Raw genomic sequence first — 26,399 nt, 5'->3', positions numbered from 1 at the left:
TCCAGACTTGCTTTTGCGACCCTACGCTGAAATGTCCCGATTTTCCTCTCTCAAACAGTTGCGCGCCGCCTGTCTCGACCTGCCGGCGCCGGATCAATCCGCCGCGGATGCCGCCGCCGCGCGCGAAGCCCAGTTGACCAAACCGCCGGGCTCGCTCGGGCGGCTGGAGGAGCTGACCGCTTGGCTCGCCGCCTGGCAGGGCCGCAACCCGCCCGCCTTGGACAAGTGCGAGATTCTGATCTTCGCCGGCAATCATGGCGTGGCAGCCCAAGGCGTGTCGGCCTATCCGCCCGAGGTCACGGTGCAGATGGTGGCCAACTTCGCCGGTGGCGGCGCGGCCATCAATCAACTCGCCCGTGTCAACGGGGCAGCTTTGCGCGTAACGCCGCTCGATCTGGACCGGCCGACCGCCGACTTCACCGAAGCGCCTGCCATGAGCGAGGACGAGTTTCTGGACGCCGTGGGGACCGGCTACGGCCAGGTGTCCGACGGTGCGGATCTGATCATTCTGGGTGAGATGGGCATCAGCAACACCACCGCCGCCGCGGCGCTTTCCGGCGCACTCTTCGGCGGTGGCGCGCGCTTCATCAGCACCGGCACCGGTGTCGGCAAGGACGGCTTCGGCCGCAAGCGCGCCGTGATCCAGCAGGCCCTGCTCTGCCATTCCGACGTTTTGGGCGATCCTTTGCGCGCGGCGGCTGCCGTCGGGGGGCGCGAACTCGCCGCCATGATGGGCGCGTGTCTTGCCGCCCGGCACAAGCGCGTGCCGGTGCTGATCGACGGTATGGTGAGTTCGTCGGCGGTGGCGCCACTCAAAGCCTTAAGGGCCGATGCCCTCGATCACGCACGGGTCGGGCACAAATCGGCGGATGCCGGACACGAATTGCTCTTGCACGAACTCGGTATGACGCCGCTTCTCGATCTCGGCATGCGGCTCGGCGAAGGCACGGGCGCCAGCGTGGCGCTGCTGATCCTGCGCGCGGCTCGCGTGTCACACGGGCATGGCCACCTTCGACGAGGCGCAGGTCTCGGGGAAGGCGGCGTCCTAGCTACGCAGCAGCGATCGCGTGGAAGAAGGTGCCGGTGACGGTGCCGCGCCGACCGCCGGAAGTACCGAGCGGTTTTCCTTCGCCGTCGGCGAGCGCCGCCAACGGGGCATCGTCCCCCGGATCGATCACGGTCGCATAATGATACTCGTGGCCGCGTACACTCGCGCCGATGCCCCCGAGCACGGACAGTTCGAGCAGCTTCGCTTCGCGATAGCCGAGATGCATCTTTCGGTCCGCGAAACTGGTGGCGTGGCTCAAAAGTCCGGTCATGCCGTGGTGGACGCCGTCCGCGGCGACGAGCCCCTCACCCAGTACCATGTACCCGCCGCACTCCCCGTGCACAGGTCGCGTCTCGGCGAAAGCCGCGAGTTTGGACTTGAAGCCGCCCGCGGCAGCGATCCTGCCCGCATGTAGCTCCGGGTAACCGCCCGGAAGCCAACAGGAATCGCAATCGGGATCCGGGCCTTCGTCCGCCAGCGGCGAGAACGGCACGAGGGTCGCGCCCTGTTCCCGCCAGCCCTGAACGAGGTGCGGATAGAGAAACGTAAAGGCCGCGTCCTGCGCCACCGCGATCCGCATGCCCGGCGGGGGCAGGTGGCCCGATATCGGATCGCTTTGCAGGAGTGGCGGCCGCGCGAGGGCGAGGATCGCATCGAGGTCGAGATGCGCCTCCGCTAAGGCGGCCAAGGCCGCAAGCCTGTCGTCCAAATCGTCATGCTCGCCGGCCTGCACGAGACCCAGATGCCGTTCCGGCAAGGTCACGGTTTTGTCGCGCGGGAGCATGCCGAGAATCGGGATTCGCAACGCTTCGATGGCGCGGGACACCAGTTTCGCATGGCGCTCGCTTGCCACCCGATTGAGGACCACGCCGGCGACCTGCACGGCCGGGTCGTGAGTGGCGAAGCCCCTGAGAAGCGCGGCGGCGGATTGGGCCTGCGACGTGACGTCGATCACAAGGACGACCGGCAGCCCGAACCGGGCCGCAAGATCGGCGGTCGCACCGGTGCGGCCGGCAGCGCCCGCGATTCCGTCGAACAGGCCCATGACCCCTTCCACCACGACGACATCCGCATCGCTCGTGGCCCCGCTCATGAGGGCGTTCAGCAGCCCCGGCGGCATGGCCCAGCTGTCGAGATTGACGCTGCCGTGGCCGGTTGCCCGCTCATGAAAGGCGGGGTCGATATAGTCCGGTCCCGCCTTGGCTGCATGGACGGCCAGGCCCCGGCGCTTGAGGGCGGCGAGCAGCGCCAGCGTCAGCGTGGTTTTACCGGCGCCCGATTTGTGCGCGGCGACGACGAGCCCCCCGCCGCTCATGCGGGGCCTCCCCGGTAGCGGCGGCGATAGTCCGGATCGTAGAGGGAGCTCTCTCTGAAGTCGGAGGCGGCAAGCGCCGGCCCCACCAGGATCATCGCCGTGCGCTCTATCGGGTTGGCCTCGAGCTGTGGGCCAAGCGTACCCAGCGTCCCGCGCAGGATCGTTTCGTTCGCGTGGCTAGCATGAGCAACAATGGCGGCGGGACAGTCCGCGCCATAGTAGGGCAGCAAGGTCTCGACGATGGCGGGGAGCGCGTGAATGGCCAGATGAATCGCGAGCGTCGCGCCGGTGGCGGCAAACGCTTCCAAGCTCTCGCCGTCCGGCATCTTCGAGGCCCGGCCGGACACGCGCGTCAGGACCACGCTCTGCGCAACCTCCGGGACCGTCAATTCGCACCGAAGCGCGGCGGCGGCGGCGGCGAAAGCCGGAACGCCCGGCGTCAGTGTGTAGGGAATGCCGCGCGCGTCGAGCCGCCGTATCTGCTCGGCCACGGCGCTGTAGACCGATAGATCTCCCGAATGGAGCCGCGCCACGTCGTGCTCCTGGTCGTGGGCCGCCACGTATTCGGCTTCGATCTCGTCGAGCGACATCGGCGCCGTGTTCACGATGCGCGCGTCTGCCGGGCAGTAGGTGAGCAGTTCTTCCGAAACGATCGATCCCGCATAGAGGCAGACCGGGCAACGCGCGATGAGATCGCGTCCGCGGACCGTGATCAAGTCCGCGGCGCCGGGCCCTGCCCCTATGAAGTGAACGGTCACGTCTTCGGTGCGGTGCCCGCGATGGCGCAGGTCACGGGCCCGACGATCGTGCGGGGGCCGAACAGGGCGGAGTCCGGACCTGCGGCGGCAAGCGCTGCGGCTTCCGCGACGGACGGCACGCCAAACATCTCCTTGACCTTCGGCGAGAAGGACTGCGTTCGCGGTCCGGCCGCTTCCAGAGCTGCAGGCTTGATGAGGATGAGTTCGAGGCCGAACGCGGCAGCGGCGTCGACGAGACCGGGCTCGCTGCCCTTGCCGTCCGACGTGGCAAGCGACGTCAACGCCGCGCGCGTCTGTCCCGTCTCCGCAAGGGCTGCCTCGATGGCCGCGTCGATCTCCTGAGCCGTGGCGCCTTTGCGGCAGCCGATTCCAGCGACAATCATACCTTCTCCCAAGTCCATTGCGTCACGGGCATTGCCGAACGCCAGCCGGTCTTTCCGCCGACGGCGTCCGCGCGCGAGATGGCTACGCGGGTCAGCGTTCCGCCCCGCGCGGCATGCCTCGCGATGAGTTCCGATTCGGTCTCGAGCGTCACCGCGTTGGCCACAAGACGGCCGCCGGGCTTCAATGCCTCGAGACATGTGTCGAGCACGCCGTCGCCGCTCCCCCCGCCTCCGACGAAGATCGCGTCGGGTCTGGGCAAATCGGCAAGCGCTTCCGGCGCGCGCGCTTGTCTCACATCGAGATGTGGCACGCCGAAGGCAGCGGCATTCCGCGCGGCCCGCGCGGCGCGCGCTTCGTCCGCCTCGATCGCGATGGCACGAAGCGAGCCATGTGCGAGCAGCCACTCGATCCCGATAGACCCGGAGCCGGCGCCGACATCCCACAGGAGTTCGCCATGGCGCGGGGCCAGCGAGGAGAGGGTCAGCGCCCGCACCTCGCGCTTGGTGATCTGGCCGTCATGCTCGAACAGGTCGTCATTCAGGCCGGGCGTAAAGCTAAGAACGCGCGCTCCCGGCTCGGCGACGACCTCGATGGCGACGGTGTTGAGCGCGGCGACGTCGGTCAGGCCGAAACCTTGTGCGTCCGCGGTCTGGACGCGTTCGCGTGGGCCCCCCAAAGCCTCCAACACGGTCAGGCGCGATGGGCCGAAGCCCACCTCGGTGAGGAGTTGCGCCAAGGCCGCGGGGCCTTCGGCGTCCGACGTGAGCGCAAGGAGCTTCGCACCCGGATGCAAGTGAGGCCGAATGCGGTCGAGCGCACGACCATGCACAGAGACGATCGTCGCGTCCTGAAGCGGCCAGCCCATCCGCGCGGCGGCAAGGCTGAACGCGGACGGCGCCGGCACGACCCATGTCTCGTCGGCTGCGATGTGGCTCGCGAGCGTCGCGCCCACGCCATAGAAAAAGGGATCGCCGGAGGCGAGTACGCAGACGCGCTGGCCCCGCAAAGCGACCACCTGCCCCGGCGCCAAGGAAAAGGGCGAGGGCCAGGGCTTGGCCTCGCCGCGAATGAGCGGCGCGGCGAGCGCGAGGTGGCGCACGCCCCCGAACACGATCTCCGCGTTTTCGATGAGGTCGCGTGCGCCGCGGCCAAGGCCGTCGATCCCATCCTCGCCAATCCCGACGATGGACAGCCACCGCTGCAATGGGGCAGGCTCCGCCGCAAACGGATTAGGACCGGACATGAAGATCCTCATTCTCGGAGGGACCACGGACTCGCGTCAACTCGCCGGGGCGCTCGATGCGCGCGGCGATGCCGAGGTCACCCTGTCGCTGGCGGGCCGCACGGCCGCTCCGCGCGCTCAAGGTGTGCCGACGCGCGTTGGCGGGTTCGGCGGCGCCGAAGGTCTTGCCAATTTCATCGAAGCCGAAAGTATCGGCGTGCTGATCGATGCGACGCACCCCTACGCGGATCGAATCTCGGCAAATGCGGAGCTGGCGGCGGAGAAGACCGGCGTCCCGTTCCTGGCGCTGCGCCGTGCGCCTTGGGTCGCCGTTCCGGGCGATCGCTGGATCGAGGCCGCGACGGTCGCCGAGGCCGCTGCGATTGGGCCCGACCCTGTGCGTGTCTTTCTTGCCCTTGGCCGCAAGGACATCGCGCCGTTCGAAAGCGCACCGCAGCACACCTATCTCGTGCGTAGCGTCGATCCCATCGATCCGCCGCTCGCGGTTCCCAATGCGGAATACGTGACGGCGCGCGGGCCGTTCAGCGAAGCCGACGATCGGATGCTTCTGGAGCAGAACGGAATCGAGGTCGTTGTGTCCAAGAACAGCGGAGGCGAGGCCAGCTACGGCAAGATCGCCGCGGCGCGGGCGCTTCACATTCCGGTCGTGATGATCCGGCGCCCGGACTTGCCCGACGCGCCGTCGGCTGCCACCGTCAGCGAGGCTCTCGCGTGGTGCGATCATGCGCTCACCGTGGCGGCCATGCGCGGCGTGTAAACGAGCGGCGGCTGCCCGTCGCGGGCGATCACGCGGGTTTCCGGCGAGCCGACAATGATGAGGGTCGCCATGTCCGCCGGCGTTTCGGCCGCCTTGTTCAGCGTCGTCACAGTCACCGCTTCGTCGGCGCGCCCCACGGCGCGCCCGAAGATCACTGGCGTGTCCGCAGCAAGGTGACGGCCGAGTCGTTCGAAGGCTTGGCCGAGCTGCCAGGGCCTAGCCGTGGAGATCGGATTGTAGAACGCGATCACGAAACCGCCCGTGGCGGCGGCATCGAGGCGTCGTTCGATCAGCTCCCAGGGCTTGAGATTGTCCGACAGCGAGATGGCGCAGAAATCGTGTCCGAGCGGCGCCCCGGCGCGAGCGGCAACCGCGAGCATGGCTGTCACACCCGGCAGAATGCGCACATCGAGCGCACGCCAAGCCTCTGGTCCATCTTCGATCTCTCCGCACACCGCCGCAGCCATGGCGAACACGCCGGGATCGCCGCCCGAGACCATGGCTACATGTGCGCCCTCCGTCGCGTGGGCGAGGGCAGCTTGGGCCCGGTTGCCCTCGACGCGATTGCCGGACGGATTGCGGGCCTGTCCCTCGCGCATAGGAACACGGTCGAGATAGGGGCCGTAGCCGTAAAGCGCCTCGGCGCTCGCCAGCGCCTCCCGCGCTTCGGGGGTGACGAAGCGGTCGTCGCCGGGACCGAGCCCGACCACGGTCAAGCGTCCACTCATCGGCGCTCCTCCCAGCCGGGCACGAGCACGATGGCGAAATAGGGCGCGGTCACGTCGAGCTTGTCGGTGAGCTTCATCACGGCCGAGTTCGTCATCGTGCCGCGTTCCACATAGATGGCCCGGTCGAGGCATCCGGCCCGTTCGCAGGCGCGGCGGATTTTGGGCAGGTGCCGCCCGATTTTCATCACCACGGCAGCGTCGCTGTCGGCCAGGCGCCGTTCGAGTTCCACTTCGGGCAAGGTCCCCGGCAGCACGGTGAAGATGTCGTCGCCTTGGGTGATGGGCGCGGCGGCCGACGACCAGCAGCCCGACATGCCGGTGACGCCGGGGATCACCTCCGTCGGGTAGTGCTGGCTCAGCCGCACGTGGATATGCATGTACGAGCCGTAGAACAGCGGATCGCCTTCCGACAGGACAGCCACGTCCCGCCCGTCGTCGAGATAGGACGAGACCGCAGCAGCGGAGACGTCATAGAAGTCCGCGATGGCGTCGCGATAGGCGGTGTGCGCCTTGGGGATCTCGGTGGTGACGGGATAGAGCAGCGGCAGCTCTTCGGCGCCGTTAATGGCCTTCCACGATCCGCCGCGCATTGCTCTGATTGCCGGCCTCGCGAAATAGGCGACCACGTCTGCCGACTGAAGCGCCTTCAACGCCTTCACCGTCAGAAGTTCAGGATCGCCGGGCCCGACACCCACCCCGATCAAACGCCCGGTCATGCGGCTCATACGCCCATCCTCATATGCCTTCGCGCGCGAGCGCGTTCAGCGCCGCCGCTGTCATGGCGCTGCCGCCCATGCGGCCGCGCACGATAAGCCAGGGGACGCCGCCGGACCGTTCCGCCAGCGCGTCCTTTGATTCGGCCGCGCCCACAAAACCAACGGGCACGCCGAGAATGGCGGCGGGCTTCGGTCCTCCCGCTTCGATCATCTCCAGCAGATGGAACAGAGCCGTCGGCGCGTTGCCGATGGCCACGACCGCCCCCTCGAGCCGGTCGCGCCACAGTTCGAGCGCCGCCGCCGAGCGCGTCGTACCGAGCTTTTCGGCAAGAGCCGGCGTGCGCTCGTCCCGCAAGGTGCAGATCACGTCGTTGTCGGCTGGCAGGCGCGCCCGCGTGACGCCGTGCGCCACCATCTGCGCATCGCAAAAGATCGGCGCCCCGTCCCGCAGCGCCTGCCGTGCGGCGGGCACGAAGTCGTCGGAGAACTCGAAGAACTCGGCCGCATCGACACGGCCGCACGCATGGATCATGCGCACGGCAATATCGGCCTGCTCGGGTGTAAACCGAGACAGGTCGGACTCCTCGCGGATGATCGCGAAGGAGCGCTCGTAGATCGCCGTGCCGTCGCGAATATAGTCGTGGTCAAGCATTCTCGTTCTCCGCGGCGACCCGGCGCACAATCTGCTCGATCAGGTCATCCGTATACACATCATTTTCCGGCACATTGCGAACGGAATCGCCGTCGATGATGCGCGCGCCTTGCTCGGTGCCCATTATCGTCAGGGGGGCCGGTCTTGGACAGGCGCAGCCCTTGCTGCAACCGGAAATGTGAAGCGCGAAAGTGCCTTGCGGCAGACATTCGGCGATGCGCGCCGCGAGTTCGCGTGATGGGATATGCCCCGACCTGCAGGCCGGCGCGCCGCGCAGGCGGCAATGCGCCGCCGTGGATCGCGGGCGTCCACGATGAAACCGAGCGTGTCGGCGGCCGTCCCGAGCGCAAAGGCCGTCATCTCGCCGATGGGCCCGAGAAGAAGCGTGCGCTGCGGCGCCAGCGCCACCCAGTCCGCACCGTTCGCGCCGGCAATGCGGACGAGCGCGATGAGGTCGAGCGCCTGAGCCTGGCCGAAAGGAAGCGCCACGCCGATCGCGCATGCTCCGCCCGCCAGGCGGTGCAGACCGATGGTTTCGGTGGTCCGCGCAGCAGGCCGCTTGGGGGGCGTGTCGAGGTGATCTCCCGCTGCACGCAAGAACCGCTCAAGGCCCTCGCGCGCGATGACATCACGCGCCCGTGCATTGGCGCTGCTTGCCGCCAAGGCCGCGAGCAGATTGACGGCAACCGTGGCTGCATGTTCCGGCCGCGTGACGCCGAGCGGTGTGGCCGTCTCGCCGTCGCCTCCAAGGCCGACCAAAACTTTCGGTGCGGATGACGATGAGTTCAACAGCGTCAGGCGTACATCGGCGGCCAACCCATCCAGCGAGATCGGGCCGCCGTCGTCGATGACGACCGAGACCTTAGGCGCAAGCTTCAGTGGGCGCTCCGCGATCCCGTCGCGGATTTCAGAGGCGAGGTCTTGAGCGTTGAAGCCGGCCCGAGGGTGCGCGGGTAGCGGCGACCCGACCACGGGGACATGATCGTCGAACGGAATGCCGAGAGCTTCGACGGCTGCTGCAAAACGCGGCGCGGAAGTATCCGACAGCCCCCGCACCTGTAGGCTGCCCCGGGCCGTGATCTCCATGAGCCCGTTGCCGTGGGTCCGCGCGGCGGCGCAAAGGGCGGCGAAGCCGTCGATCAGCACCGGCCTCGACAGCACAATCCGCGCCAGCAGGCCGTCACCCGTTTCCATGGGTTCGGACAGGCGGGGGCATGCGCCTCTCGGCCATCGCGTCTCCCTATCGTCGATGTGGCGCTGCACGTCACTCATTGCGCTGCCTCCGAGACGCCCAAGAGGTCGTCTGTCAAAAGATCGTTCCGCTTCGGATGCCATAACCCCTTGCGGCGCGCATCGTCGAGGCGTTCGGCGATGGCGCGGGCGGCCGGCAGGTTTTCGCGGATCAGGAAATCCCGCACGTTGGGGTCAGCAAGATAGGCCGCGTGGATTGCATCGAACAAGCTATCGGAAACGGCGTCCGTGATCTCGGCGAAGTCCGCCAGCCGGTCGACTGTCTCCGCCAACTCCGCCGCGCCGCGCGCGCCATGGCGCATCATGCCTTCGATGAAGGACGGGCTGATCGCGCGTGCGCGAACAATCCGGGCCAAGGCCTGCGGCAGCGGACGTGCCCTGGGTGCGTCAGGGTTGGTCGTGTCGAGCACGACCAGGTCGGGACTAGCGCCGAGTGCGCGCGCCGCGGCGGCAAATCCGCCGAGATGGGCGACGTCTTCCGAGCCTTCGAGGATGTCCCGCGTCGGGTCGTCGCTCACATGCACGAGAAGGTCGGCCGCCGCCACGCGGTCGGCGAAGGCGCCGCGCCGGGGAGTGCCCATTCCCTCGGCGCCGCCATAGACGTGCGATGTGGCGGCGAGATAGGCCGCGCTCAAGGCGTCGTCCGACACGCTCTCGGCGCTCTCGGACCCGAGCAAGTCTTCGATCCCCGCGCCATAGGCCCCTGGCGCATTGCCGAAGATGCGCGCAGGCGCGGCGTTGCCTTCACCGGCGGCCGCAGCGGCCAGCGGGTTTTCCTCTGCATCTTCGTCGCGCGCGGCCACGAGTTTCACGGCGGCGTCCAAGAGGGCGATCTGCGCCGGGAAGAGGTCGCGAAACAGTCCCGAGATGCGGAAGGTCACGTCGACACGCGGCCGTCCCATCGCGGCTGGCGGCAGAACTTCGACGCCGGTGACGCGGCCGGTGGCGGGATCCCAGACCGGCCGGCAGCCCATCAGTGCAAGGCCTTGCGCGATCTCCTCGCCGCCGGTCCGCAATGTCGAACTGCCCCAAAGGTCGATCACAAGCGAGCGGGGCATTTCGCCGTGGTCCTGCATATACCCCCGAACGATCTCGCCGGCCGCCCGCGATCCTAGCTCCATGGCTGTGTGGGTGGGCAGAACGCGCGGATCGGCCGTATAGAGATTGCGCCCCGTCGGCAGCACGTCGCGGCGTCCCCGCGCCGGCGCACCGGCAGGCCCGGGCTTCACGCGCTTGCCGTCGAGTGCATCGAGCAGCGCGGCGCGCTCCGTCCCCGCGCAAGCCAGCCAATTGGAATCGTCCGTATGCGCATCGCGCCCGAACACGTGCAGCCCGTCCTTGACCGCAAGATCCTTCAGATCGCACAGCCAGGTATCGATCTTGCGCAAGGCCTCCTGCTCGCACTCACCCTGGGCAAGGCCGGCCTCGGCGGCGAGGCCCGTCTCTTTTGCCTTGTCCACGATGAGGAGAGCGAGTCGGTCGCGACGCCGCGTGTCGAGTCCGTCGGCAATCGCATATTCATCGACGAGTTGCTCCAGCTCGAGCGCCGCGCCGGACATCTCCGTGCCCGTGAGCGGAGGTGGCAGGTGGCCGATGGTCACGGCCGCGACGCGCCGCTTGGCCTGCGCCGCCTCGCCAGGATTGGAGACGATGAAGGGATAGAACACAGGCAAGGCGCCCAGCACGGCTTCCGGGAAGCAGGATGAGGTCAGCGCAACGGCGTGCCCGGGAAGCCACTCGAGCGTGCCGTGCGCGCCCAGATGCAGCGCCGCATGGGCGCCGATCTCATGCTGCAGCCATAGGCCGAAAGCGAGTAGCGCGTGGCGGGGCGGCAGCGCCGGATCGTGATAGTCCGCGCGCCGCTCCGTGGTCTTGCCCCGGTCGGGCGGAAGCGCGGCGACGACATTGCCGAACCGGGCCGCCTTGAAGCGGAAGGCGCCGTCGCGAAATCCGGGTCGTCTTCCGGCGCACCCCATGCCTCGCGCATGGTCGCGCCGACGCACTCTGGAAGCGCCGCGAGTAAGCGCTCGTAGTCCTCGAGGGTCAGGGCCAGCCCGGCAGCCGGATCGGTGAGACGGGCCAGAAGGGCGCGGGAGTCCTCCGGAATATTTTCAACCGTGTATCCAGCGTCCCCGAGATCCGATAGGCAGGCCAGCACGCTCGCGGGCACGTCGAGCCCCACGGCATAGGCGGCCCGTCCGCCGGCGCGGGATAGTCCGGCAGCACGATTGCCAGCTTGCGATCCGCGCGCGGCGTGTGCCGGAGACGGACGAGCTTCGCGATCTTGTCGGCGACGGCCTCGATGCGATTGGGTTCGGGCCTGCTGACGAAACCTTCAAAGCCGAGCGCATCGTCTCTGTCGCGCTTGTCCTTGAAGCCGAGCGTGCCGATCAGGACGCGCCCGTCGAGCTCCGGCAGCACCACGTGCATGGACAGGTCCGACGGTCCGAGACCGCGCGGGTTGGAGGCCCAAGCCTCGCGCCGCGTATTGGCGACGATCGCTTGCAGCACCGGTGCGTCGCATCCGTCGAACACACCATCGCCGGCGGCAAAGGCTGTCGTCGTCACGATCACCGAAGGGTCGAGCCGTTCGAAGGCGTCGCGCACGAAGGCGATCGCATCCGGCGCTTTCAGGCTGGGGACGAAGAGCGGGACGGGATTGAGCCCGCGCGCTTCCAGCGCACTGCAGAGCGCATCGATTGGCCCCGTGTCCGCGGCAAGCAGCGAGGCGCGATAGAAAAGAATCGGAACGACGGCGTCCCGCTCCCGGCCCGGCGTAAGTTGGGAATCGAGGCCGGTCACGCCTGTGCCGCGCCGGTAGGCGCCCATGCGCGGAAAGGTTTGCGGCGCCGGCGCTTCGATCGCGGCGCCGCCAAGACGGGCCAGCCGCCGCAACAGCGCGCGCAGGTTCGCCGAACCGCCCTCGCGGAAATAGGCCAGAAGAGTCTGCAGCTCGGCTTCGTCCAGCGTCGACTGCTCGAACAGGCGCGGGTCGTCCCGGTCCTCGCCCGGCAGGATGGCCAGGGCGATGCCGCGCTCGCGGGCGAGGGCGGACAGCCTCTCGACGCCGTAGCGCCACCAATCGAGCCCGCCCAAGAGCCGGACCACGATCACCTTGGCGTGCCGGGCGACGGTCTCGATCCACAGATCGGTGGACATGGGATGGCGCAGGTCGCGCAAATGCGCGAGCCGCACGGACGGCACCTGTTCGCGCTCGTGCGTATACGCGGCCGCGAGTCCCGAGAGGTCGCTGTCGGTGAAAGACAAGACCGCGATGTCGCCAGGCGTTTGGCCCAGGTCGATCGGCTCGGCGATGTCGTCGAGCGTCGCGCTGCTTGTCTGCAGGAGGTGCATCCGAGGGTCCTATCGGTTACCCGGCCAGGGCTTCGTGCCCGGCCAAAGATCTGGCCACCGCTTCGCGGTCGAGGCCTTTCAAGCCGATCACGACGACCTTGCCTTGGCGATCCTCGGCCTGGTCCCAGGGGCGGTCGAAATAGTGGGTCACGCGCGGACCCACCGCCTGGATCAGCAGCCGCATCGGTTTGCCCGTCACGGCGGCGAAGCCCTTCACGCGCAAGATATCATGTGCCTCGGCCAAATCGGCGATGCGCTTCGCGATGTCTGCGGGATCGGCGACCTCTGCGATCGGAACCACGAACGTATCGAAGTCGTCGTGGTCGTGGTCCTCTTCGCTGTCATGGTGGGTCATGCGGTTTTCGATGTCGTCCTCCGCGCCGATGCCGAGACCAAGCAGGGCCGTGGCGTCGACCTTCCCTTCCGACACGGTCACCACACCGATGCCGCGCGGGAGAGCGTCGGTCACCGTCTTCATAGCGCGCTGCAGCCCGTCCGTGTCGAGCAGATCGCGCTTGTTCAGGACAATCAGATCGGCACAGGCGATTTGATCCTCGAAGACCTCCTCAATGGGGTCGTCATGATCGAGCGCATCGTCGGCGGCGCGCTGTGCCGAGAGCGCTTCGATGTCGGCGGAGACCTGACCGTCAGCCAGCGCCGCCCCGTCAACGACCGCCACGACCCCGTCCACTGTGACGCGGTTCTTGATCGCCGGCCAGTGGAAGGCCTGGACCAGGGGCTTGGGCAGCGCGAGACCGGAAGTTTCGATGACGATGTGGTCGACCGGCGGCTCGGCCGCCAGGATCTCGTCGAGCGCGGGCACGAACTCGTCTGCAACCGTGCAGCACAGGCAGCCATTGGCCAGTTCGACGATGTTCTCCTCGCTGCAGTTCTCGTCGCCGCAGCCTTTGAGGATCTCGCCGTCAATACCGACGTCACCGAATTCGTTGACGATCACGGCCAGACGCCGCCCGCCCGTGTTGGCGAGCACGTGCCGGATGAGCGTGGTCTTTCCCGAGCCGAGAAAGCCGGTCACGATCGTGCAGGGAATGCGGGCGACAGAATTCATTCGAAATCCTCCGGAATGGGGCCGAGTACGAGGGGTGGAACACGGGCGACGAGGCCGCCCTTCAGGGCTTCGGGCCGGCCCCTCCAGGGCAAAAGTCCGTCATCGGACTCCGCGAGAAGCATCGCGCCGTCGATGAGAGCTGTCGCATCGTCCGGGGCGGTCAAGTCACCGAAGACATAAGTCCAGCTGTCTTTCTTCCGCATCGCGGCACTGAGCGAGCGGCGGCAATTGGCAAGGCATTCGACCTGGCGGACCGTAACACCCGTCCCGTGCGCGCCTCGGCGGTGGCCTCGGCGAGCAGGAGCCCCGCGCGTGGTCCATCGCCGACCTCGCCCGGCTTGCGGCAGGTCACGCAGACATAGACGGTCGGCCCTTCCGGGGCCTTGGCGGCAGTGCCCTTGGCGTCTAGGGGAGTTGTCACCCTGATAAATCCCTCGGCGATCTCAAGCGAAAGCCACAGCAGACAGGGTGCAAGTCGGCCCAGATTCGGGCCGGACGAAGATCCAACCGTCGCAGAGGCACCCCGCCCGGCTGACGACTAGATCGACGGCAGGTCTCCTGGCTTCGCGGGTCTCTCCCTTCGCCGCCTTCCCGGGTCGACCCCAGTGGCGATGGCTCGGGCGCCCAAGACCGGTATCGAAACCGTTCCGTGGGCTCGCCGCTTACAGTTGCGGGGGCAGCCGCGGATTTGGGACATCCCCATACCGCGTTCCCTGTTCGCTCGAAATGAGCAACCGTCGATCAGGCACATAAGGGCTCCGGGCGTGTGTTTGTCAATGCGGGCCTTGCCCCGCTCGCCCTTGCCTAGTTCACCCTTGGGTCGCCGTGTTGAGAAAAGCACGTAATACGAGTATTATGCCACCATAAACAACCTATGGAGGATGCCCGCATGCCCACCTACCGGAAGAGGAAGGGGAGCGATACCTGGCACTGGTGCAGGAACTGCTCGCAATGGCCGACAAGCGACTATGACGAGGTCACCACATCCGGCCGGCCAAAGTCGGGAGAGCTTCACAACGAGTGCCGGTCAAAGGAAAGAGACGGCGACTGCCGTCAATAGCCCCCCTAACTCAGCCGCCCTACCCCCACACGGCGTCACGAGCTTGGTTGCGGCGCATGCGAACGTCGCTATAGTCGGGGCGCCGATGGTTTCCGCATGAGGCGGATACAAGAAGGGAATACGGTGAGGGTCATTACCCAATTCCGTGGCTGCCCCCGCAACTGTAAGCGGAGAGCGCCCCTCCTCAGGCCACTGGAGCCACCGCTCCGGGAAGGTGGAGGGGATGCGCAGACCCGCGAAGCCAGGAAACCTGCCGCGGCGCAAACCTTGAACCGCGCCCTCGGGTGGAGGGCGCAAGGGGGATCATATGACCCGTTCTTCACTCCAGCGCACCGCGTTTTTGGCGCTCGCCGCGCTTGTGCTCACCGCAGCGCCGGCCTCGGCGCATCACGCGATGGGCGGCGTCTTGCCGTCGACCTTCGCCCAAGGCTTCCTTTCCGGCCTCGCTCACCCTGTGATCGGGCTTGACCATCTCGCCTTTCTCATCGCCGTGGGTGTTGCGGTTGGCGTCGGCGGTCTCAATCTCGGCCTGCCCGTTCTCTTCGTCGGGGCATCAGCCATCGGTGTCGGCATCCATGTCGGCGGGTTCCAGATGCCCGGCGCCGAACTGATCGTGGCTCTGTCCGTGGTAATTGCCGGCGTTGTGCTTGCCGGTGGCCGCGCCCTTCCGCTGGCCGCCTGGACGGTGCTGTTCGGCATTGCCGGCCTGGCTCATGGCTATGCCTATGGCGAGTCGATCTTCGGGGCGGAGTCGACGCCGCTTGTGGCCTATCTGCTCGGTCTCGTGATCATCCAGAGCGCGCTTAGCGTCGGTGTCGCCATGCTCTTCCGCATGCGCTCCCCGTCCGTCTCGGCCATTGCGCCCCGTCTGGCCGGCGCCGTGGTCGTCGGCATCGGTCTTGCGACGCTGCTCGGGCAGATCATCCCCAGCGCATAGCGGTTCAATGTCAGGTACCGATCTCGAGGACGAGGGGATCACCTTCGTCCTCGGGGGCGCCCGCTCCGGAAAGAGCCGTTTCGCCGAGAGCTTCGTCACCAGTCTGCCCCGCCCATGGGTCTATATCGCCACGGCCGAAGCGCATGACGACGAGATGGCGGTGCGTATCGCCGAGCACCGGGCCCAGCGTGAAGCCGGTTGGCAGACTCTCGAGGCGCCCCACGATCTGCACGACGCCATAGGCGCGGCACCCAAGGGAGCCGTCGTGCTGGTGGACTGTTTGACCTTGTGGCTCTCCAATATCATGCACGGTCCCTACGATATCGAACACGCGATGACGGAACTGGAGCAGGCTTTGCACGCCCGCGAGAGCGCCACCGTGCTCGTCTCGAACGAAGTGGGTCTGGGGCTGGTGCCGGAAACGCCGCTGGGGCGCGCGTTCCGGGACGCGCAAGGGCGTCTCAACCAGCGCGTTGCCGCCATCGCCAGCCGGGTGATCTTCGTGGTCGCCGGGCAACCTCTCGTGGTGAAAGGAAGCACATGACCAAGTCGGTCGATGAAAAAGACCTTGAGCGCCATCGCGCCAAGATGGCGAACCGCAAAAAGGCGCAGGATGCCGAAGTTGCCGAGAAGACCGTCGAGAAGGGCCTCCTGATCGTTCACACCGGAACGGGCAAGGGCAAGTCGACGGCGGCTTTCGGTCTTGCCTTACGCATGATCGGCCGGGGCAAACGCGTCGGCATCGTGCAGTTCGTCAAGGGCGCCTGGCACACGGCGGAGCGCGATGCGCTTGAGCGTTTCGGCGATCAGGTCGCCTGGTATTCCATGGGCGAAGGCTTCACCTGGGAGACCCAGGATCTGGAACGCGATATCGCCGCGGCGGAGCGTGCTTGGGCCAAGGCGGTCGAGCTGATGGACGACCCCAGCTTCGGCCTCGTCATTCTCGACGAGCTGAACATCGCCCTGCGCTACGACTATCTGCCGTTCGACGAAGTCGTGGCCACGCTGAAGGCGCGACGCCCGGACCTCCATGTGATCGTGACGGGGCGCAACGCCAAACCGGCACTGATCGAAGCCGCGGACCTCGTCACGGACATGACGCTGGTGAAGCACCATTTCGCCGCCGGGGTGAAGGCGCAAGCCGGCATCGAATTCTAGCGATGACCGCCCGCGCGCTCATGTTTCAGGGCACGGGCTCCGATGTGGGCAAGTCCCTGATCGTGGCCGGGCTGGCGCGCGCACTCGTGTCCCGTGGACTGAAGGTCTTGCCCTTCAAGCCGCAAAACATGTCGAACAATGCGGCCGTCACCCTCGATGGGGGTGAGATCGGGCGGGCACAAGCGCTGCAAGCGCGCGCGGCCCGCGAGACCCCAAGCGTCACAATGAACCCGGTTCTGCTCAAGCCGCAAAGCGAGGTCGGCGCGCAGATCATCGTGCGCGGCCAGGTTTACGGAAAGGCCAAGGCCGCGGACTACCAAGCGCTCAAGCCCGAGCTCATGGACGCGGTGCAGGATAGCTTCGCCCTTCTCAAGGACGAGGCGGACATCGTTCTGGTGGAAGGGGCGGGCAGCGCCTCCGAAGTCAATCTCCGCGCAAACGACATCGCCAATATGGGCTTTGCGCGTGAGGCTGACGTGCCGGTCGTTCTCATCGGCGACATCGACCGGGGCGGCGTCATCGCCAGTCTCGTGGGGACCAAGGCCGTGCTCGCCCCCGACGATGCCGCGATGATCCGCGGGTTCCTCGTCAACAAGTTCAGAGGCGACCCGTCTCTGTTCGCGGACGGCATGGTGCGCATCGCAAGAGAGACCGGCTGGGAGCCGCTCGGCCTCATTCCATTTTTCGCGGGCGCAAGAGCCCTGCCGGCCGAAGACGCTCTGGCGCTCGAGCAGCAACAGGCGGCCAAGACGGATGCGACGCTGAAGGTAGCCGTGCCGGTGCTACCCCATATCGCCAATTTCGACGACCTCGATCCGCTCGCCGCCGAGCCGGCCGTCGAAGTCGTCCGTATACGGCCTGGCGAGGCGCTGCCAGGGGATGCGCAGCTTGTCATCCTACCGGGCTCGAAAGCGACGCTGTCCGACTTGCGCGTTCTTCGCGACGCCGGGTTCGACATCGATATCGAGGCTCATCTGCGCCGGGGCGGGTCGGTGCTCGGGCTTTGCGGCGGTTATCAGATGCTGGGGCGGGTCCTGCGCGATCCGGAGGGGATCGAAGGGGCGCCGGGAGAAGCCGAAGGCTTGGGCCTCCTCGATATCGAGACGACGCTCTCGGGAGATAAGCGCCTCGAGCCGGCGTCCGGCCACACCTTCGACGGGGTCCCTTTCGAGGGCTACGAAATGCACATGGGCCGCACGAAGGGCCCCGATTGCGGGCGACCCTTCGCCCGTCTCGACACGGGGTTCCAAGATGGCGCGATATCGGCCGATCGCCAAGTTTACGGTACGTACGTGCACGGGCTCTTCGCGGACGACCGGCAGCGCGCGGCATGGCTCGCTCGATTTGCTGCAGGCCCCTCGCAGGTCCACTACGATGAACAGGTCGACGCCGTTCTGGACGACCTTGCCGCCCATTTGGAGGACCATGTCGACATCGACCGTCTTCTTACATTGTCGCGCTGAGGATCATGCTGAGCGCGGCCGCGATCGCCACAAGTGCGATCAACAGGCCGTCGGCACGGGCGAAAGCCGAAGCGCGGCGCGAATGTCGGTTGCCGTGGCCGTACGCCGGCCATCGCCGAGCCAAGGGCCATCGTTTCTCGATCCGGCGTAGGTGCGCGGGCCCCCCAAGGCCACACCGAGCGCCCCCGCCATGGCGGCTTCCGGGTAACCGGCATTAGGGGAGGCGTGCTTGGCCGCATCGCGCCGCATCGTATTCCAGGCTTCCTTTGGGGACGCCTCCTTCGCCATGGACGCCGCGCCGACGAGCAACAGCCCGGAAAGGCGCGCGCCCGGCAGATTGACCACATCGTCGAGCAGAGCGGATGCGCGTCCGAAATCCGCATAGCGCGCCGAGCGATGGCCGATCATGCTGTCGGCGGTGTTGACGGCCTTGTAGAGCGCTCCGCCCGTGAGGCCGGCAAGGCCCAGCCAAATCACGGGCGACACGACGCCGTCGGAAAAATTCTCGGCGAGACTTTCGATGGCCGCGCGCGCGATACCAGCTTCATCGAGCTCAGTCGTATCGCGGCCGACGATCTGCGAGACGGCATTTCGTGCGTCCTCCAGCGCCCCGCTCTCGAGCGCCTCGGCCACGGCCGCCACATGACTATAGAGACTGCGCTGCGCGATCAGCGTGCTCGCCGCGAGCGCGGTGAAGAAGAGGCCGAAGGGCAGCATCGGCAGTGCGATCTCGAGAAGAAACGCGCTGGCGCCGACAATCAGCAGCAGGAGCACGAGCGCTATGAGGCCCGCACGCCGTCGCGCCTCGCCGTCCGCCGCGGGATCGTTGAGCCGCGTATCCAGCCAGCCGATCAAACGCCCCATCCAGGTCACGGGATGGCCTATGCGTGTTGCGAGCCAGGCCGGATAGCCGACGGCAAGCTCGACGAGCATCGCAAGAAGCGCTAGCGGTGCTGCCATGACGTCACCTGATCCATCCCCACTCAATGGCCTCAAAACCGCAAATGCCGCGGGCGAAACCCACGCTTCGTTGTTGCACGGCGGCGATCTCGCCGCAGCGCGTGCGCGGTTTCCCAATGCGCCTCTGCCAATCGTCGACCTGTCGACCGGCATCAACCCTCATCCCTATCCTATCGCGGCTCTGGGCGAAGAAGATTTTGCGCGGCTCCCCGAACCCGCGGCGCTCGCGCATCTCCTGGAACTGGCCGCGGCCTTCTACGGCGCGCCGTCGGCGCAAAACGTGGTGGCCGCGCCGGGAAGCCAGATCCTGATGGCGCTGATCGCCGATCTCATGCCGCAAGGGTCCGCTGCGATCTTGGGACCAACCTATGCGGAACATGCGCGCGTGGCGGCGCTGGCAGGGCATGAAGTGACGACTGTCGGGAGCCTCGCCGACCTCGGCGGCGCCTCGCTGGCCGTGGTGGTCAATCCCAACAATCCCGATGGGCGCGTGACGTCCAAAGACGACCTGTTGAACCTGGCTGAAGGGCAGAGGACGAGCGGCGGCATTCTGGTGGTGGATGAGGCCTTCGTGGATGTCGGCCCCGAAGCCGCCAGCGTCTCGGACCGCATCGAACAAGCCCCCATCGCCGTCTTGCGCTCGTTCGGCAAGTTCTTCGGTCTTGCTGGCTTGCGTCTCAGTTTTGCGCTGACGAACCGTTCCCTGGCCGAACGGCTTCGCGCCCGGCTCGGTCCGTGGCCGGCTTCCGGGCCGGCGCTGTCCATTGGCGCCGCGGCGCTCGCCGACCGGGCTTGGATAGACGGCACCCGAATGACACTGAGAGCCGCATCGGAGCGGCTGGAGACATTGCTGCGCACGGCCGGACTGACACCGGTAGGCCGCACGGATCTCTTCTGCCTCGTCAGCAGCCCGCGCGCGCAGGCGGTTTTCACAACGCTCGGCGAGGCAGGCATCTTCGTGCGCCGGTTCGGTGAGAACCCGCAACTCTTGCGATTCGGTCTTCCGGGAAAAGAAGTAGAGTGGCAACGCCTGAGCGGCGCGCTCAAATCCCCGTCTTAGGGGGCCTTCCGCGGGAGCGCCCTAGTGGGCCCAGCGGCGGTTATAGTGCTCGGCGAGTTCTATGCTGCCTTGAGCTTCTTCCGGCAGGAGCCTGGCGATCACACCCATAGCCAGTTCGACGGACACTTCGCTGCCGCCGCACTCTTTGAGTTGATCCCGAAGCCAGCCATAGACTTCCTCGTCGCCCGATTTCAGCCCTACGGCGATTTCCTCGAGCATTTGCACCAACGATTCGGCTGCCATCGCGTCCTCCGATCGAACGAAGCCCAAGGAAAAACAAGGGCTTACGCCTTGGTTAAAGCGTTCCTGGTGCGATTCTTCCCCGAACTGATCATACCCCAATGGTGCGTCTGCGAAGTTGCGGATGAGCCACAGTCGGCTGTTTTCTCCCCCTAGTGGGCAGGCCCCAGCGTGTACGCCGGCATCTGCTGGTCCGCCTCGGTCGTTCCGGTGAAGGGGATCGGCTTGACCGACGCCGTCGAGACCGGCGACGTGTCGTCGGCCGCCGCGAACAGGCCTTGCTTCGGCTGCGGCCGGCAGTAGTGGCCGCCACCCTTCGATACGTTGGTGATGAGCAGGTCCACGTGGAAGTGGTTGTAGTGGGCGCGGTCGCTGCCCGGCCCGAGAACCGTGAAGAACTCGCGGCAGGCGCCGGCGAAAGCCTCGCGCAGGAACGCTTTTTCGGCTCGCGTGCCGCGCCACCAGCCCTTGACGACCGTGATGGTCCGCCCGTCCGCGAGCGTGAATCCGGCGATGTCCAAGCGTTGCCGAAGGCGTGCTCGGACAGCTTGCCGGTCGATTTGCTGTTTCGGCCGCGGCAGCTATAGGCGGAGATCTGCTTGATCTCGACCACGGGCTGCCGGAACTGGCGCATGGCGGCACGCTGTACGGAATTGTTGAGCCAGCGATCCAGCGCCGCCGTCATCGGACAGCCGATGGTCGCGGTCGGCGTGACGCGGACACGGCCGCCGAGCGCCGCCGAGACCCTTAGCGGAGCCAAAATGCCGCAGGCGCTGCGGCCGCGGATCGACGAGGCCTGCGTCACGTAAGAAGACGCGCGCACTTGGCCCGACGCCATGCATTGTGCCTCGGCACGGTCGCGCCATTCCGCGCGCGTGTCGTTCGGAATACCGCCTCCGCCGCATGAACTGAGAAAGACAGCCGCTGCCAGCGCGGCGGCCGGATACGCAATACGAGCCCCCAACATGCGCACGACTTTGGGGCCAAGTTTGTGAAGAATTCTTCAATGCGAGGCCCTGACTGATCCCCGGTCTGGTCTTCAGAACGGCCGGAATTCAGCCGTCAATTGAGTCCGAGCGCCTTGCGGGCGCGGGCTGTCATCGACTGCCGTGTGGTGAAATAGCCCTTCCAAGGGTCGGATTTCAGCTGGGACAGGCGGCGGGGCAGCGTCTTGACCGAGTAAGGCGCGCCGCTCTTGAGGCCGGCCAGCTCGTCCCAGCGCAACGGCGTCGCCACGGGCGCGCCGGCTTTGGCACGCGGCGAGTAGTTGCAGATCGCCGAACTGCCCCGGCCGTTGCGTAGATAGTCGATGAAAATCTTGCCGGTGCGGGTGCGCTTGAGCGGGTTCGCCGTATAGCGATCCGGCACCTCCGCCACGAGCGCGTCGGCGACCGCGCGCGCGAAGGCCTTCACCGCCGGCCAATCGGCCTTGGGGGTCAGCGGCGCGACGACATGCACGCCTTTGCCGCCCGTTGCCTTGAGAAAACTTGTCAGGCCGAGCTCGGCGAGAAAATCGCGCACGTGCCTTGCAGCCTCTCTCAGAACGTCGAACCCCAGGTCCTCGTCCGGGTCGAGATCGAACACGAGCCGATCCGGCGTTTCGAGCTTCTCGACGGTGACGCCCCAATCGTGAATCTCCAGCGTCCCGATTTGCGTCAGCGCAAACAGGCCATCCTCATTGTCGATATAGAGATACGGCTGGTCGGTCTCGCCGCTGGGAACATCCACCTGCTTGATCGCCTCGGACATTCCCTTCGTTGCGTGCCGCTGAAAGAAGCGAGGGCCACCGAGTCCCGCAGGACAGCGCACGAGACTGATGGGCCGGTTGGCGACGTAAGGGAGCATGGCTTCCGCGATTCGGACATCGTATTCGGCCAGATCGCGCTTGGTCAGCGGAACCGAGGGATAGAGCACCTTGTCCGGACTGGTGAGCGTGATGGCGCCGAATGTGTCCCGATCGGGCTTCTTTGCCGTGCCTTCGGCCGCCATTTCGGCCCGCGCCTCCTATCGGTCTTGCCTCTTTGAATCTTGGCGTCTGCGCCCGTTCGGACAGAGGATGCCATGTCTCCGGCCGGTTCCGAAGCGAAGTTGTACCAATTGCCCGCAGCCTTCGCTTGCGCCAGGACGCGTTCGGTGGTTGCTTGCCGCCCGATTGGCGGACTTATCGGCGGGGGAGAACGGCGAAGTGAGCGGGCAACAATAAGTGGCAGGCATGGACTCGGCTAAGAAAACGCGACAGCCATTGAAGCCGGTCGCCGTCGTCACCGGGGCGACGCGGGGAATCGGTCGCGCTTTGGCAGAGGAGTTCGCGAAGAACAGCCATGCCGTCCTTCTTGTTGGGCGCAATGAGCCGGCCCTTGCTGAACTCGCCCAGCAGATCGCTGCCACCTACAATGTCGGCGCCTATTCCGTTGCGTGCGACCTCGCGACGCCGGAAGGCTGCGACAAGGTCGAAGACGCCCTGCAAGCGAATGGTCTCTATTGCGAGTCGCTGGTGAACAACGCGGCCATGATGACCGCGGGCCATTTCCAGGATCAGGACCGGGACACGCTGCTCAAGACGATCGATCTCAATCTGCGTTCGGTGATGGATCTCACGCGGCGCTTCCTGCCCGACATGATCGCACGCAGAGCCGGAGGCGTGCTGAACGTATCTTCGGTCGAAGGGTTCATGCCGGTGCCCTATCAAGCGACCTACGCGGCAACCAAAGCCGCCATGATCTCCTGGAGCCGGGCGCTTGCTTACGAAGTCATGGGAACGGGCGTGCGGGTTTGCATGGTTGCGCCGGGCGTGATCGAAACGGACATTCATGCAGAGGGCGGCGCTGAGAACTCCTTCTACGCGCGCTACCTGCCCAGGATGACGCCGGAGCGCCTGGCCGAAGCGTCCTATCGGCGCTTCAAGCACGGCAACTGGATCATCATCGAAGGCTGGCTGAACCACGCCGTCGTGACGCTCGCCCGCTTTGTGCCGGGCTACTTCCTCATTCCCACATCGGGTTGGTTCTTCCGCGTGCGTGACGAGAAAGGCACCGCGGCCGAAGCCAAGCCGCTCCCGCATCCTGACACCGCGCCCCCGAAGCACGACAAGAGTTGACGCGCGCCGACCTGGCAGCGCCGAGGCAAAGGGCGTCCGTCCGCTCTCGCTACTGCTTCAAGCTTCGTCCGGGCACGGACGGAAGGTTCTCGATCGCGAGCCGCATGAGCTCGGGCAGAGACTGAACCCGCAGTTTGGACTTCAGCTGACTGCAGGTGTTCGCAATCGTCTTGTAGCTCACGTGGAGGTCAGAGGCGATTTGGGCGTAGGACTTGCCTTCCGCCAGCAGCGACAGAATCTGCAGCTCACGCTCCGTGATCGCGTGCAGCGGGTTCTTGGTGTGCCCGCGCGCCTCCATAAACGCAATGTTGGAGGCGAGCTCATGGCTCAGATACGGGACGCCGTTGCGGATGGCGTCGAACGCTTTGACGATCTCGTCGCCCGACGTGTCCTTGAGGATGTAGCCGTTGGCGCCGAGCTTCAGCGCCTGCGACACGATGAAGGGGTCGCTGTGCATGCTGAACACAAGCACGGGTGTGCGGCTGTCGTGTAGCCGCAGGCGACGGATGAAGGACAGCCCGCCAAGCGCCCCGGTGCGCATCGCCAAGTCCACGATGATCACGTCCGGCTTCTTGCTGCGGTAGAGCTGAAACCCTTCCGCGAGACTTTCCGTCTGTACGATCTTTTTTGCCCCCGCGAACTTGAGAAGCTGCTTGCAGCCCTCCAGCACGATGGGATGGTCGTCGATTACGAGAACCTGCATTTATGTAACCTCGGTGTCGTCGAGTATTCTGGGTGCGGCGGCTTTGGTCTTCGCCAGCGCCGCGGTGACTGGAATGACGATCTTCAGCAGCGTGCCTTTCGATGACACGTTCTCGATCCGCCAGGTGCCGGACAGGGCCTGCACGCGTTCGCGCATGGCCGTCAGCCCAAAGCCGAGAGACGTGCCGGGCGACACGCCCTTGCCGTCGTCTTGAATAAGAAGGTGCAAGAGCCTGGCGCCGCGCTTGGGACGCTTGTCGAACAAGTCGACACGAATGGCTCGTGCGTTGCCGTGCCGGATCGCGTTGGTGACGCCTTCCTGAATACAGCGGTAGATGGTCAGGTCGACCAACTCGCCATAGCGCTCGCCCCGTGTCCGCAAGGAGGGGGTGATGTCTACGTCCGGATACCGGTTCTGAAGTTCCCCGACAAGCTCGCGCGCGAGCTCCGACAGAGCCACGTGATCGACCGCGACCGGGCGCAGCTTTTTTAGCATGACCCGGTTCATGTGCTTGAGCCGGTCGGTGATTTTCAGGATCTCGGCCAAGTGCTCGCCGAGTTCTGCGGTGGACTCGTCAGTCCGGTGTTCGATGAGCCGTTGCGCCGACATGGTGTTTGCCATGATCCCGAACAGGCATGGGCTCGCCTCGTCATGCAGCTCGTTGGCGATCTCCCGCCGCTCTTCTTCCTGTACGGTGACAAGCTGGCTGTAGAGCCGCCCGTTCTCCGAGCGCGTGCGCCCCAGCGTTGCCGCGAGCCGGTTGAAGCTCGATGCGATCGCGCCAAGTTCCATGACGCGCGGTGGGGTGAGGCGCGTGCCGTAATCGCCGTCCTCGAGCCGCGACAGACCTTTCGCGACGTTCGCCATCGGATCGAGCAGGCGCCCCAGCACGAGATAGAGCGTCGCGAGAACCAGGATATTGATCAGGCCGACGACAGGGGCGAGGGCGGTCAGGTCGGCCCAGACCTCCGCGACTTCGTCGGAAGGTTCGCCGGCAATCACCACGGTGCCGAGATCCCAGGTGCGTGGCCCGTCGAGAACCGGCATCTCCACCATCACGATCGAACCGGCCGTCTTTGCCGAGTGGACCACGCTGACGGTACTTGGCGCGACGTCGGGTGCGACGAGGGCTTCGAACCAGCGCGGCGCGGGTGGCGGAAGTGCCGGGTCACGCGTTGCGTTGGGTACGGGCGACAGTTGCACCAGGGCGCCCGTCGCGTCGGCCATGTAGATGCGCACGTGCCGGAGATTGCCGATGCGAAGCCGGCTTGAGAGCTGGTCTACGTTCTTGGAGATATCCTCGGGGCGCGTATTCGGCGACAGCGATTGGATGGCGACCCGGACGAAATTCTTGGCCAGCTCGACCGAGGCATCCATCTCGACCCGCGTCGCCTTGTTGGCATTGGCGACGAAGATCACGCCAACGATCAAGAGCGCAATGACGTTGATGACGCCGATGGCGATCATGAACTGGGCGCGGATCGTCCGATCGTACCAGATCGCATTCAGTAGCTTAGCCATGGCTTCGGTTGCTCCCGGGTGTACGCAGACTGAGTTCTTGCAGGCGTTCGACGGCGGCGTTGCGGTCTAAACCCTGCTGGCGAAGGATGAAGTATTGCTGGCATAGCGTGCCGAACCCTTGGAGGGCGCCGGGCTTGGCCGCGATGGGCACTAGGGCGGCGACGATGTCGGATGCGCTCTCGTGGATGCCTTGCTCCGCGAGCATGTTCTCAACTTGGACCGCGCGGTTGGCGATCATGCGTGGCTCGTCACCGAAGCGGTGCGCGGCGAGCCCCAGTTCCTTTCGGGCTGCTGCGACCCGCGGATCGTTCTGCGGCAGCTCGGTCTTGGCGGCGCGGCTCGCCAGCCATTGGGCCGGCGCTATGGGGGAGCCCGCGTCCAGCCAAGTGATCTGTGAATAGACGGAACTCTCGGCGTCCTGCGGCACGGGCGTCAGTGTGGCTGTCTCGGTGTCGTCGTCGCAGGCGGCGAGGCAAAGTGCCGTCAGCACAACCAAAAAAAGGCGCGAAAGGCGCGCGGCGACAGCAGGGAGCGAAGGGGACATTTGGGTGTCGGCTCTCGAGTTATTTGGCAAGATGCCCGGGCCGCATGCGCTCCGCGCGCTCGCTCTCGACGGCATCTACTCGGTAGCAATAATGTCACCAAGTTTCTTGCTACCGTTGCCCAATCGGTCTGCTCGCTCTTCCCGAAAAATTGCTTACCCCTGCCGCTGTCCGAAGCGAATCCGTCAATGGCTGCCGGGAGAAAACGCACGCCTGTTCCGTCACTTATCCACATGCCTGCGATGAAGTTGCGCCCTTAGGTTTCGAGCAATGCTCCAGGGAGGTTTCTGGGAATAGGCCCAAAGACGTTTCAGCGAGCGCGGCCATAGACTTCGTCCACCGCCAGGGATGTGGGCGCCCTGTAGAAACAGGCTGCTCCCTTC

At 66.2% G+C, this 26,399-nt stretch carries 24 protein-coding genes, 3 pseudogenes and 2 riboswitches; of the genes and pseudogenes, 8 read left to right on the top strand and 19 right to left on the bottom strand.

Going from position 1 to position 26,399, the window contains the following annotated elements; all coding sequences use genetic code 11:
• Positions 1-31: 31 nt before the first annotated feature.
• Positions 32-1,049 (top strand): annotated as a pseudogene (gene cobT / locus AUC70_RS05725) (nicotinate-nucleotide--dimethylbenzimidazole phosphoribosyltransferase).
• Here cobT and AUC70_RS05720 read toward each other — a convergent pair.
• The 4 genes from AUC70_RS05720 to AUC70_RS05705 are packed head-to-tail and all read right to left on the bottom strand — an operon-like array spanning position 1,050 to position 4,748.
• Complete coding sequence (locus AUC70_RS05720) at positions 1,050-2,363, bottom strand: cobyrinic acid a,c-diamide synthase CobB (RefSeq protein ID WP_069443955.1); 1,314 nt, start codon at positions 2,361-2,363, stop codon at positions 1,050-1,052. It lies immediately after the preceding pseudogene.
• Positions 2,360-3,121, bottom strand: a complete 762-nt coding sequence (cobM, locus tag AUC70_RS05715; protein ID WP_069443954.1) for a precorrin-4 C(11)-methyltransferase — start codon at positions 3,119-3,121, stop codon at positions 2,360-2,362. Before cobM ends, AUC70_RS05720 begins: the two co-directional genes overlap by 4 nt.
• Entirely contained in the window at positions 3,118-3,504 is a 387-nt protein-coding gene (locus AUC70_RS05710) for a cobalamin biosynthesis protein (protein ID WP_069443953.1), read from the bottom strand. Before AUC70_RS05710 ends, cobM begins: the two co-directional genes overlap by 4 nt.
• Positions 3,501-4,748: a bifunctional cobalt-precorrin-7 (C(5))-methyltransferase/cobalt-precorrin-6B (C(15))-methyltransferase gene (locus tag AUC70_RS05705; protein WP_069443952.1), complete on the bottom strand. Its 1,248-nt coding sequence runs from the start codon at positions 4,746-4,748 to the stop codon at positions 3,501-3,503. Before AUC70_RS05705 ends, AUC70_RS05710 begins: the two co-directional genes overlap by 4 nt.
• Here AUC70_RS05705 and AUC70_RS05700 point away from each other — a divergent pair.
• Positions 4,747-5,505: a cobalt-precorrin-6A reductase gene (locus AUC70_RS05700; RefSeq protein ID WP_069443951.1), complete on the top strand. Its 759-nt coding sequence runs from the start codon at positions 4,747-4,749 to the stop codon at positions 5,503-5,505. The two genes, AUC70_RS05705 and AUC70_RS05700, sit on opposite strands and share 2 nt — an antisense overlap.
• Here the strand turns inward: AUC70_RS05700 and AUC70_RS05695 are convergent.
• The 8 genes and pseudogenes from AUC70_RS05695 to AUC70_RS05665 form a co-directional block, all read right to left on the bottom strand.
• The gene (locus AUC70_RS05695) at positions 5,469-6,233 is read right to left on the bottom strand and encodes a precorrin-3B C(17)-methyltransferase (RefSeq protein WP_069443950.1); all 765 of its coding nucleotides are present in this window, start codon (positions 6,231-6,233) and stop codon (positions 5,469-5,471) included. The genes AUC70_RS05700 and AUC70_RS05695 overlap by 37 nt on opposite strands.
• Positions 6,230-6,949, bottom strand: coding sequence for a precorrin-2 C(20)-methyltransferase (locus AUC70_RS05690; RefSeq protein ID WP_069444161.1), 720 nt, complete (start codon positions 6,947-6,949; stop codon positions 6,230-6,232). Before AUC70_RS05690 ends, AUC70_RS05695 begins: the two co-directional genes overlap by 4 nt.
• A 19-nt stretch (positions 6,950-6,968) precedes the next feature.
• The gene (locus AUC70_RS05685) at positions 6,969-7,601 is read right to left on the bottom strand and encodes a precorrin-8X methylmutase (RefSeq protein WP_069443949.1); all 633 of its coding nucleotides are present in this window, start codon (positions 7,599-7,601) and stop codon (positions 6,969-6,971) included.
• Positions 7,594-7,725, bottom strand: coding sequence for a hypothetical protein (locus tag AUC70_RS18315; RefSeq protein ID WP_280138228.1), 132 nt, complete (start codon positions 7,723-7,725; stop codon positions 7,594-7,596). The genes AUC70_RS05685 and AUC70_RS18315 overlap by 8 nt, the downstream gene beginning before the upstream one ends.
• Before the next feature lie 5 nt (positions 7,726-7,730).
• Positions 7,731-8,873, bottom strand: coding sequence for a precorrin-3B synthase (locus tag AUC70_RS05680; RefSeq protein ID WP_158007369.1), 1,143 nt, complete (start codon positions 8,871-8,873; stop codon positions 7,731-7,733).
• Positions 8,870-12,206 (bottom strand): annotated as a pseudogene (gene cobN / locus AUC70_RS17365) (cobaltochelatase subunit CobN). The gene AUC70_RS05680 and the pseudogene cobN overlap by 4 nt, the downstream one beginning before the upstream one ends.
• A gap of 16 nt (positions 12,207-12,222) precedes the next feature.
• The gene (gene cobW, locus AUC70_RS05670; RefSeq protein WP_069443947.1) at positions 12,223-13,275 is read right to left on the bottom strand and encodes a cobalamin biosynthesis protein CobW; all 1,053 of its coding nucleotides are present in this window, start codon (positions 13,273-13,275) and stop codon (positions 12,223-12,225) included.
• Positions 13,272-13,622: a DUF1636 family protein gene (locus AUC70_RS05665; RefSeq protein WP_342021990.1), complete on the bottom strand. Its 351-nt coding sequence runs from the start codon at positions 13,620-13,622 to the stop codon at positions 13,272-13,274. The genes cobW and AUC70_RS05665 overlap by 4 nt, the downstream gene beginning before the upstream one ends.
• Positions 13,623-13,806: 184 nt before the next feature.
• Positions 13,807-14,029: riboswitch (cobalamin riboswitch) on the bottom strand.
• A 375-nt stretch (positions 14,030-14,404) separates the two neighbouring features.
• Positions 14,405-14,606: riboswitch (cobalamin riboswitch) on the top strand.
• Between the two features lie 36 nt (positions 14,607-14,642).
• On the opposite strand from AUC70_RS05665, the gene AUC70_RS05660 reads away from it, so the two are divergent.
• Genes AUC70_RS05660 through AUC70_RS05645 form a run of 4 tightly spaced genes read left to right on the top strand, consistent with a single transcriptional unit; the run spans position 14,643 to position 17,893 of the window.
• The gene (locus tag AUC70_RS05660; protein ID WP_069443946.1) at positions 14,643-15,272 is read left to right on the top strand and encodes a HupE/UreJ family protein; all 630 of its coding nucleotides are present in this window, start codon (positions 14,643-14,645) and stop codon (positions 15,270-15,272) included.
• Positions 15,273-15,279: 7 nt separating this feature from the next.
• Positions 15,280-15,816, top strand: a complete 537-nt coding sequence (cobU, locus tag AUC70_RS05655) for a bifunctional adenosylcobinamide kinase/adenosylcobinamide-phosphate guanylyltransferase (RefSeq protein WP_069443945.1) — start codon at positions 15,280-15,282, stop codon at positions 15,814-15,816.
• A complete protein-coding gene (cobO, locus tag AUC70_RS05650; protein WP_069443944.1) occupies positions 15,813-16,430 on the top strand; it encodes a cob(I)yrinic acid a,c-diamide adenosyltransferase in 618 nt (205 codons plus the stop codon). Before cobU ends, cobO begins: the two co-directional genes overlap by 4 nt.
• A 2-nt stretch (positions 16,431-16,432) precedes the next feature.
• On the top strand, positions 16,433-17,893 hold the full coding sequence (locus AUC70_RS05645; protein ID WP_069443943.1) for a cobyric acid synthase: 1,461 nt from the start codon (positions 16,433-16,435) through the stop codon (positions 17,891-17,893).
• A 39-nt stretch (positions 17,894-17,932) separates the two neighbouring features.
• Here AUC70_RS05645 and cbiB read toward each other — a convergent pair whose 3' ends face one another.
• Positions 17,933-18,853, bottom strand: coding sequence for an adenosylcobinamide-phosphate synthase CbiB (cbiB, locus tag AUC70_RS05640; RefSeq protein WP_342021967.1), 921 nt, complete (start codon positions 18,851-18,853; stop codon positions 17,933-17,935).
• Here cbiB and cobD point away from each other — a divergent pair.
• Positions 18,852-19,913 (top strand): threonine-phosphate decarboxylase CobD, encoded by a 1,062-nt coding sequence (cobD, locus tag AUC70_RS05635; RefSeq protein ID WP_141701971.1) that lies wholly within the window; start codon positions 18,852-18,854, stop codon positions 19,911-19,913. The two genes, cbiB and cobD, sit on opposite strands and share 2 nt — an antisense overlap.
• A 21-nt stretch (positions 19,914-19,934) precedes the next feature.
• On the opposite strand, the gene AUC70_RS05630 is transcribed toward cobD, so the two are convergent.
• From AUC70_RS05630 to ligD, 3 genes and pseudogenes are all read right to left on the bottom strand, one after another.
• Positions 19,935-20,156, bottom strand: a complete 222-nt coding sequence (locus AUC70_RS05630; RefSeq protein WP_069443941.1) for a hypothetical protein — start codon at positions 20,154-20,156, stop codon at positions 19,935-19,937.
• 149 nt (positions 20,157-20,305) lie between these two features.
• A pseudogene (locus tag AUC70_RS16150) lies at positions 20,306-20,991 on the bottom strand (extensin-like domain-containing protein).
• Between the two features lie 224 nt (positions 20,992-21,215).
• Complete coding sequence (ligD, locus tag AUC70_RS05615) at positions 21,216-22,142, bottom strand: non-homologous end-joining DNA ligase (RefSeq protein ID WP_069443938.1); 927 nt, start codon at positions 22,140-22,142, stop codon at positions 21,216-21,218.
• Between the two features lie 223 nt (positions 22,143-22,365).
• On the opposite strand from ligD, the gene AUC70_RS05610 reads away from it, so the two are divergent.
• Entirely contained in the window at positions 22,366-23,250 is an 885-nt protein-coding gene (locus AUC70_RS05610; protein WP_083241294.1) for an SDR family NAD(P)-dependent oxidoreductase, read from the top strand.
• A gap of 49 nt (positions 23,251-23,299) precedes the next feature.
• Here AUC70_RS05610 and AUC70_RS05605 read toward each other — a convergent pair whose 3' ends face one another.
• From AUC70_RS05605 to AUC70_RS05595, 3 genes are read right to left on the bottom strand one after another with little or no spacing between them, the layout of a single operon-like run.
• Positions 23,300-23,953: a response regulator transcription factor gene (locus AUC70_RS05605; RefSeq protein ID WP_045364002.1), complete on the bottom strand. Its 654-nt coding sequence runs from the start codon at positions 23,951-23,953 to the stop codon at positions 23,300-23,302.
• A complete protein-coding gene (locus AUC70_RS05600) occupies positions 23,954-25,474 on the bottom strand; it encodes an ATP-binding protein (protein ID WP_069443936.1) in 1,521 nt (506 codons plus the stop codon).
• Entirely contained in the window at positions 25,467-26,018 is a 552-nt protein-coding gene (locus AUC70_RS05595) for a hypothetical protein (protein WP_069443935.1), read from the bottom strand. Before AUC70_RS05595 ends, AUC70_RS05600 begins: the two co-directional genes overlap by 8 nt.
• Positions 26,019-26,399 lie beyond the last annotated feature (381 nt).

It is taken from the genome of Methyloceanibacter stevinii (assembly GCF_001723355.1).
Taxonomy (GTDB): domain Bacteria; phylum Pseudomonadota; class Alphaproteobacteria; order Rhizobiales; family Methyloligellaceae; genus Methyloceanibacter; species Methyloceanibacter stevinii.
Note: the sequence above shows the minus strand (reverse complement) of the source record. Positions and strands in the feature narration are given on the sequence as shown.

Excerpts from the sequence above, each read along its gene's own strand:
- AUC70_RS05605 (WP_045364002.1), bottom strand. The coding sequence starts at position 23,953 with ATGCAGGTTCTCGTAATCGACGACCATCCCATCGTGCTGGAGGGCTGC.
- cbiB (WP_342021967.1), bottom strand. The coding sequence starts at position 18,853 with ATGGCAGCACCGCTAGCGCTTCTTGCGATGCTCGTCGAGCTTGCCGTC.
- cobW (WP_069443947.1), bottom strand. The coding sequence starts at position 13,275 with ATGAATTCTGTCGCCCGCATTCCCTGCACGATCGTGACCGGCTTTCTC.
- cobO (WP_069443944.1), top strand. The coding sequence starts at position 15,813 with ATGACCAAGTCGGTCGATGAAAAAGACCTTGAGCGCCATCGCGCCAAG.
- AUC70_RS05630 (WP_069443941.1), bottom strand. The coding sequence starts at position 20,156 with ATGGCAGCCGAATCGTTGGTGCAAATGCTCGAGGAAATCGCCGTAGGG.
- AUC70_RS05720 (WP_069443955.1), bottom strand. The coding sequence starts at position 2,363 with ATGAGCGGCGGGGGGCTCGTCGTCGCCGCGCACAAATCGGGCGCCGGT.
- AUC70_RS05690 (WP_069444161.1), bottom strand. The coding sequence starts at position 6,949 with ATGACCGGGCGTTTGATCGGGGTGGGTGTCGGGCCCGGCGATCCTGAA.
- AUC70_RS05680 (WP_158007369.1), bottom strand. The coding sequence starts at position 8,873 with ATGAGTGACGTGCAGCGCCACATCGACGATAGGGAGACGCGATGGCCG.
- AUC70_RS05705 (WP_069443952.1), bottom strand. The coding sequence starts at position 4,748 with ATGTCCGGTCCTAATCCGTTTGCGGCGGAGCCTGCCCCATTGCAGCGG.
- cobU (WP_069443945.1), top strand. The coding sequence starts at position 15,280 with ATGTCAGGTACCGATCTCGAGGACGAGGGGATCACCTTCGTCCTCGGG.
- AUC70_RS05685 (WP_069443949.1), bottom strand. The coding sequence starts at position 7,601 with ATGCTTGACCACGACTATATTCGCGACGGCACGGCGATCTACGAGCGC.
- ligD (WP_069443938.1), bottom strand. The coding sequence starts at position 22,142 with ATGGCGGCCGAAGGCACGGCAAAGAAGCCCGATCGGGACACATTCGGC.
- AUC70_RS05660 (WP_069443946.1), top strand. The coding sequence starts at position 14,643 with ATGACCCGTTCTTCACTCCAGCGCACCGCGTTTTTGGCGCTCGCCGCG.
- AUC70_RS05645 (WP_069443943.1), top strand. The coding sequence starts at position 16,433 with ATGACCGCCCGCGCGCTCATGTTTCAGGGCACGGGCTCCGATGTGGGC.
- AUC70_RS05710 (WP_069443953.1), bottom strand. The coding sequence starts at position 3,504 with ATGATTGTCGCTGGAATCGGCTGCCGCAAAGGCGCCACGGCTCAGGAG.
- AUC70_RS18315 (WP_280138228.1), bottom strand. The coding sequence starts at position 7,725 with ATGGGCACCGAGCAAGGCGCGCGCATCATCGACGGCGATTCCGTTCGC.
- AUC70_RS05610 (WP_083241294.1), top strand. The coding sequence starts at position 22,366 with ATGGACTCGGCTAAGAAAACGCGACAGCCATTGAAGCCGGTCGCCGTC.
- AUC70_RS05700 (WP_069443951.1), top strand. The coding sequence starts at position 4,747 with ATGAAGATCCTCATTCTCGGAGGGACCACGGACTCGCGTCAACTCGCC.
- AUC70_RS05600 (WP_069443936.1), bottom strand. The coding sequence starts at position 25,474 with ATGGCTAAGCTACTGAATGCGATCTGGTACGATCGGACGATCCGCGCC.
- cobD (WP_141701971.1), top strand. The coding sequence starts at position 18,852 with ATGACGTCACCTGATCCATCCCCACTCAATGGCCTCAAAACCGCAAAT.
- AUC70_RS05595 (WP_069443935.1), bottom strand. The coding sequence starts at position 26,018 with ATGTCCCCTTCGCTCCCTGCTGTCGCCGCGCGCCTTTCGCGCCTTTTT.
- AUC70_RS05695 (WP_069443950.1), bottom strand. The coding sequence starts at position 6,233 with ATGAGTGGACGCTTGACCGTGGTCGGGCTCGGTCCCGGCGACGACCGC.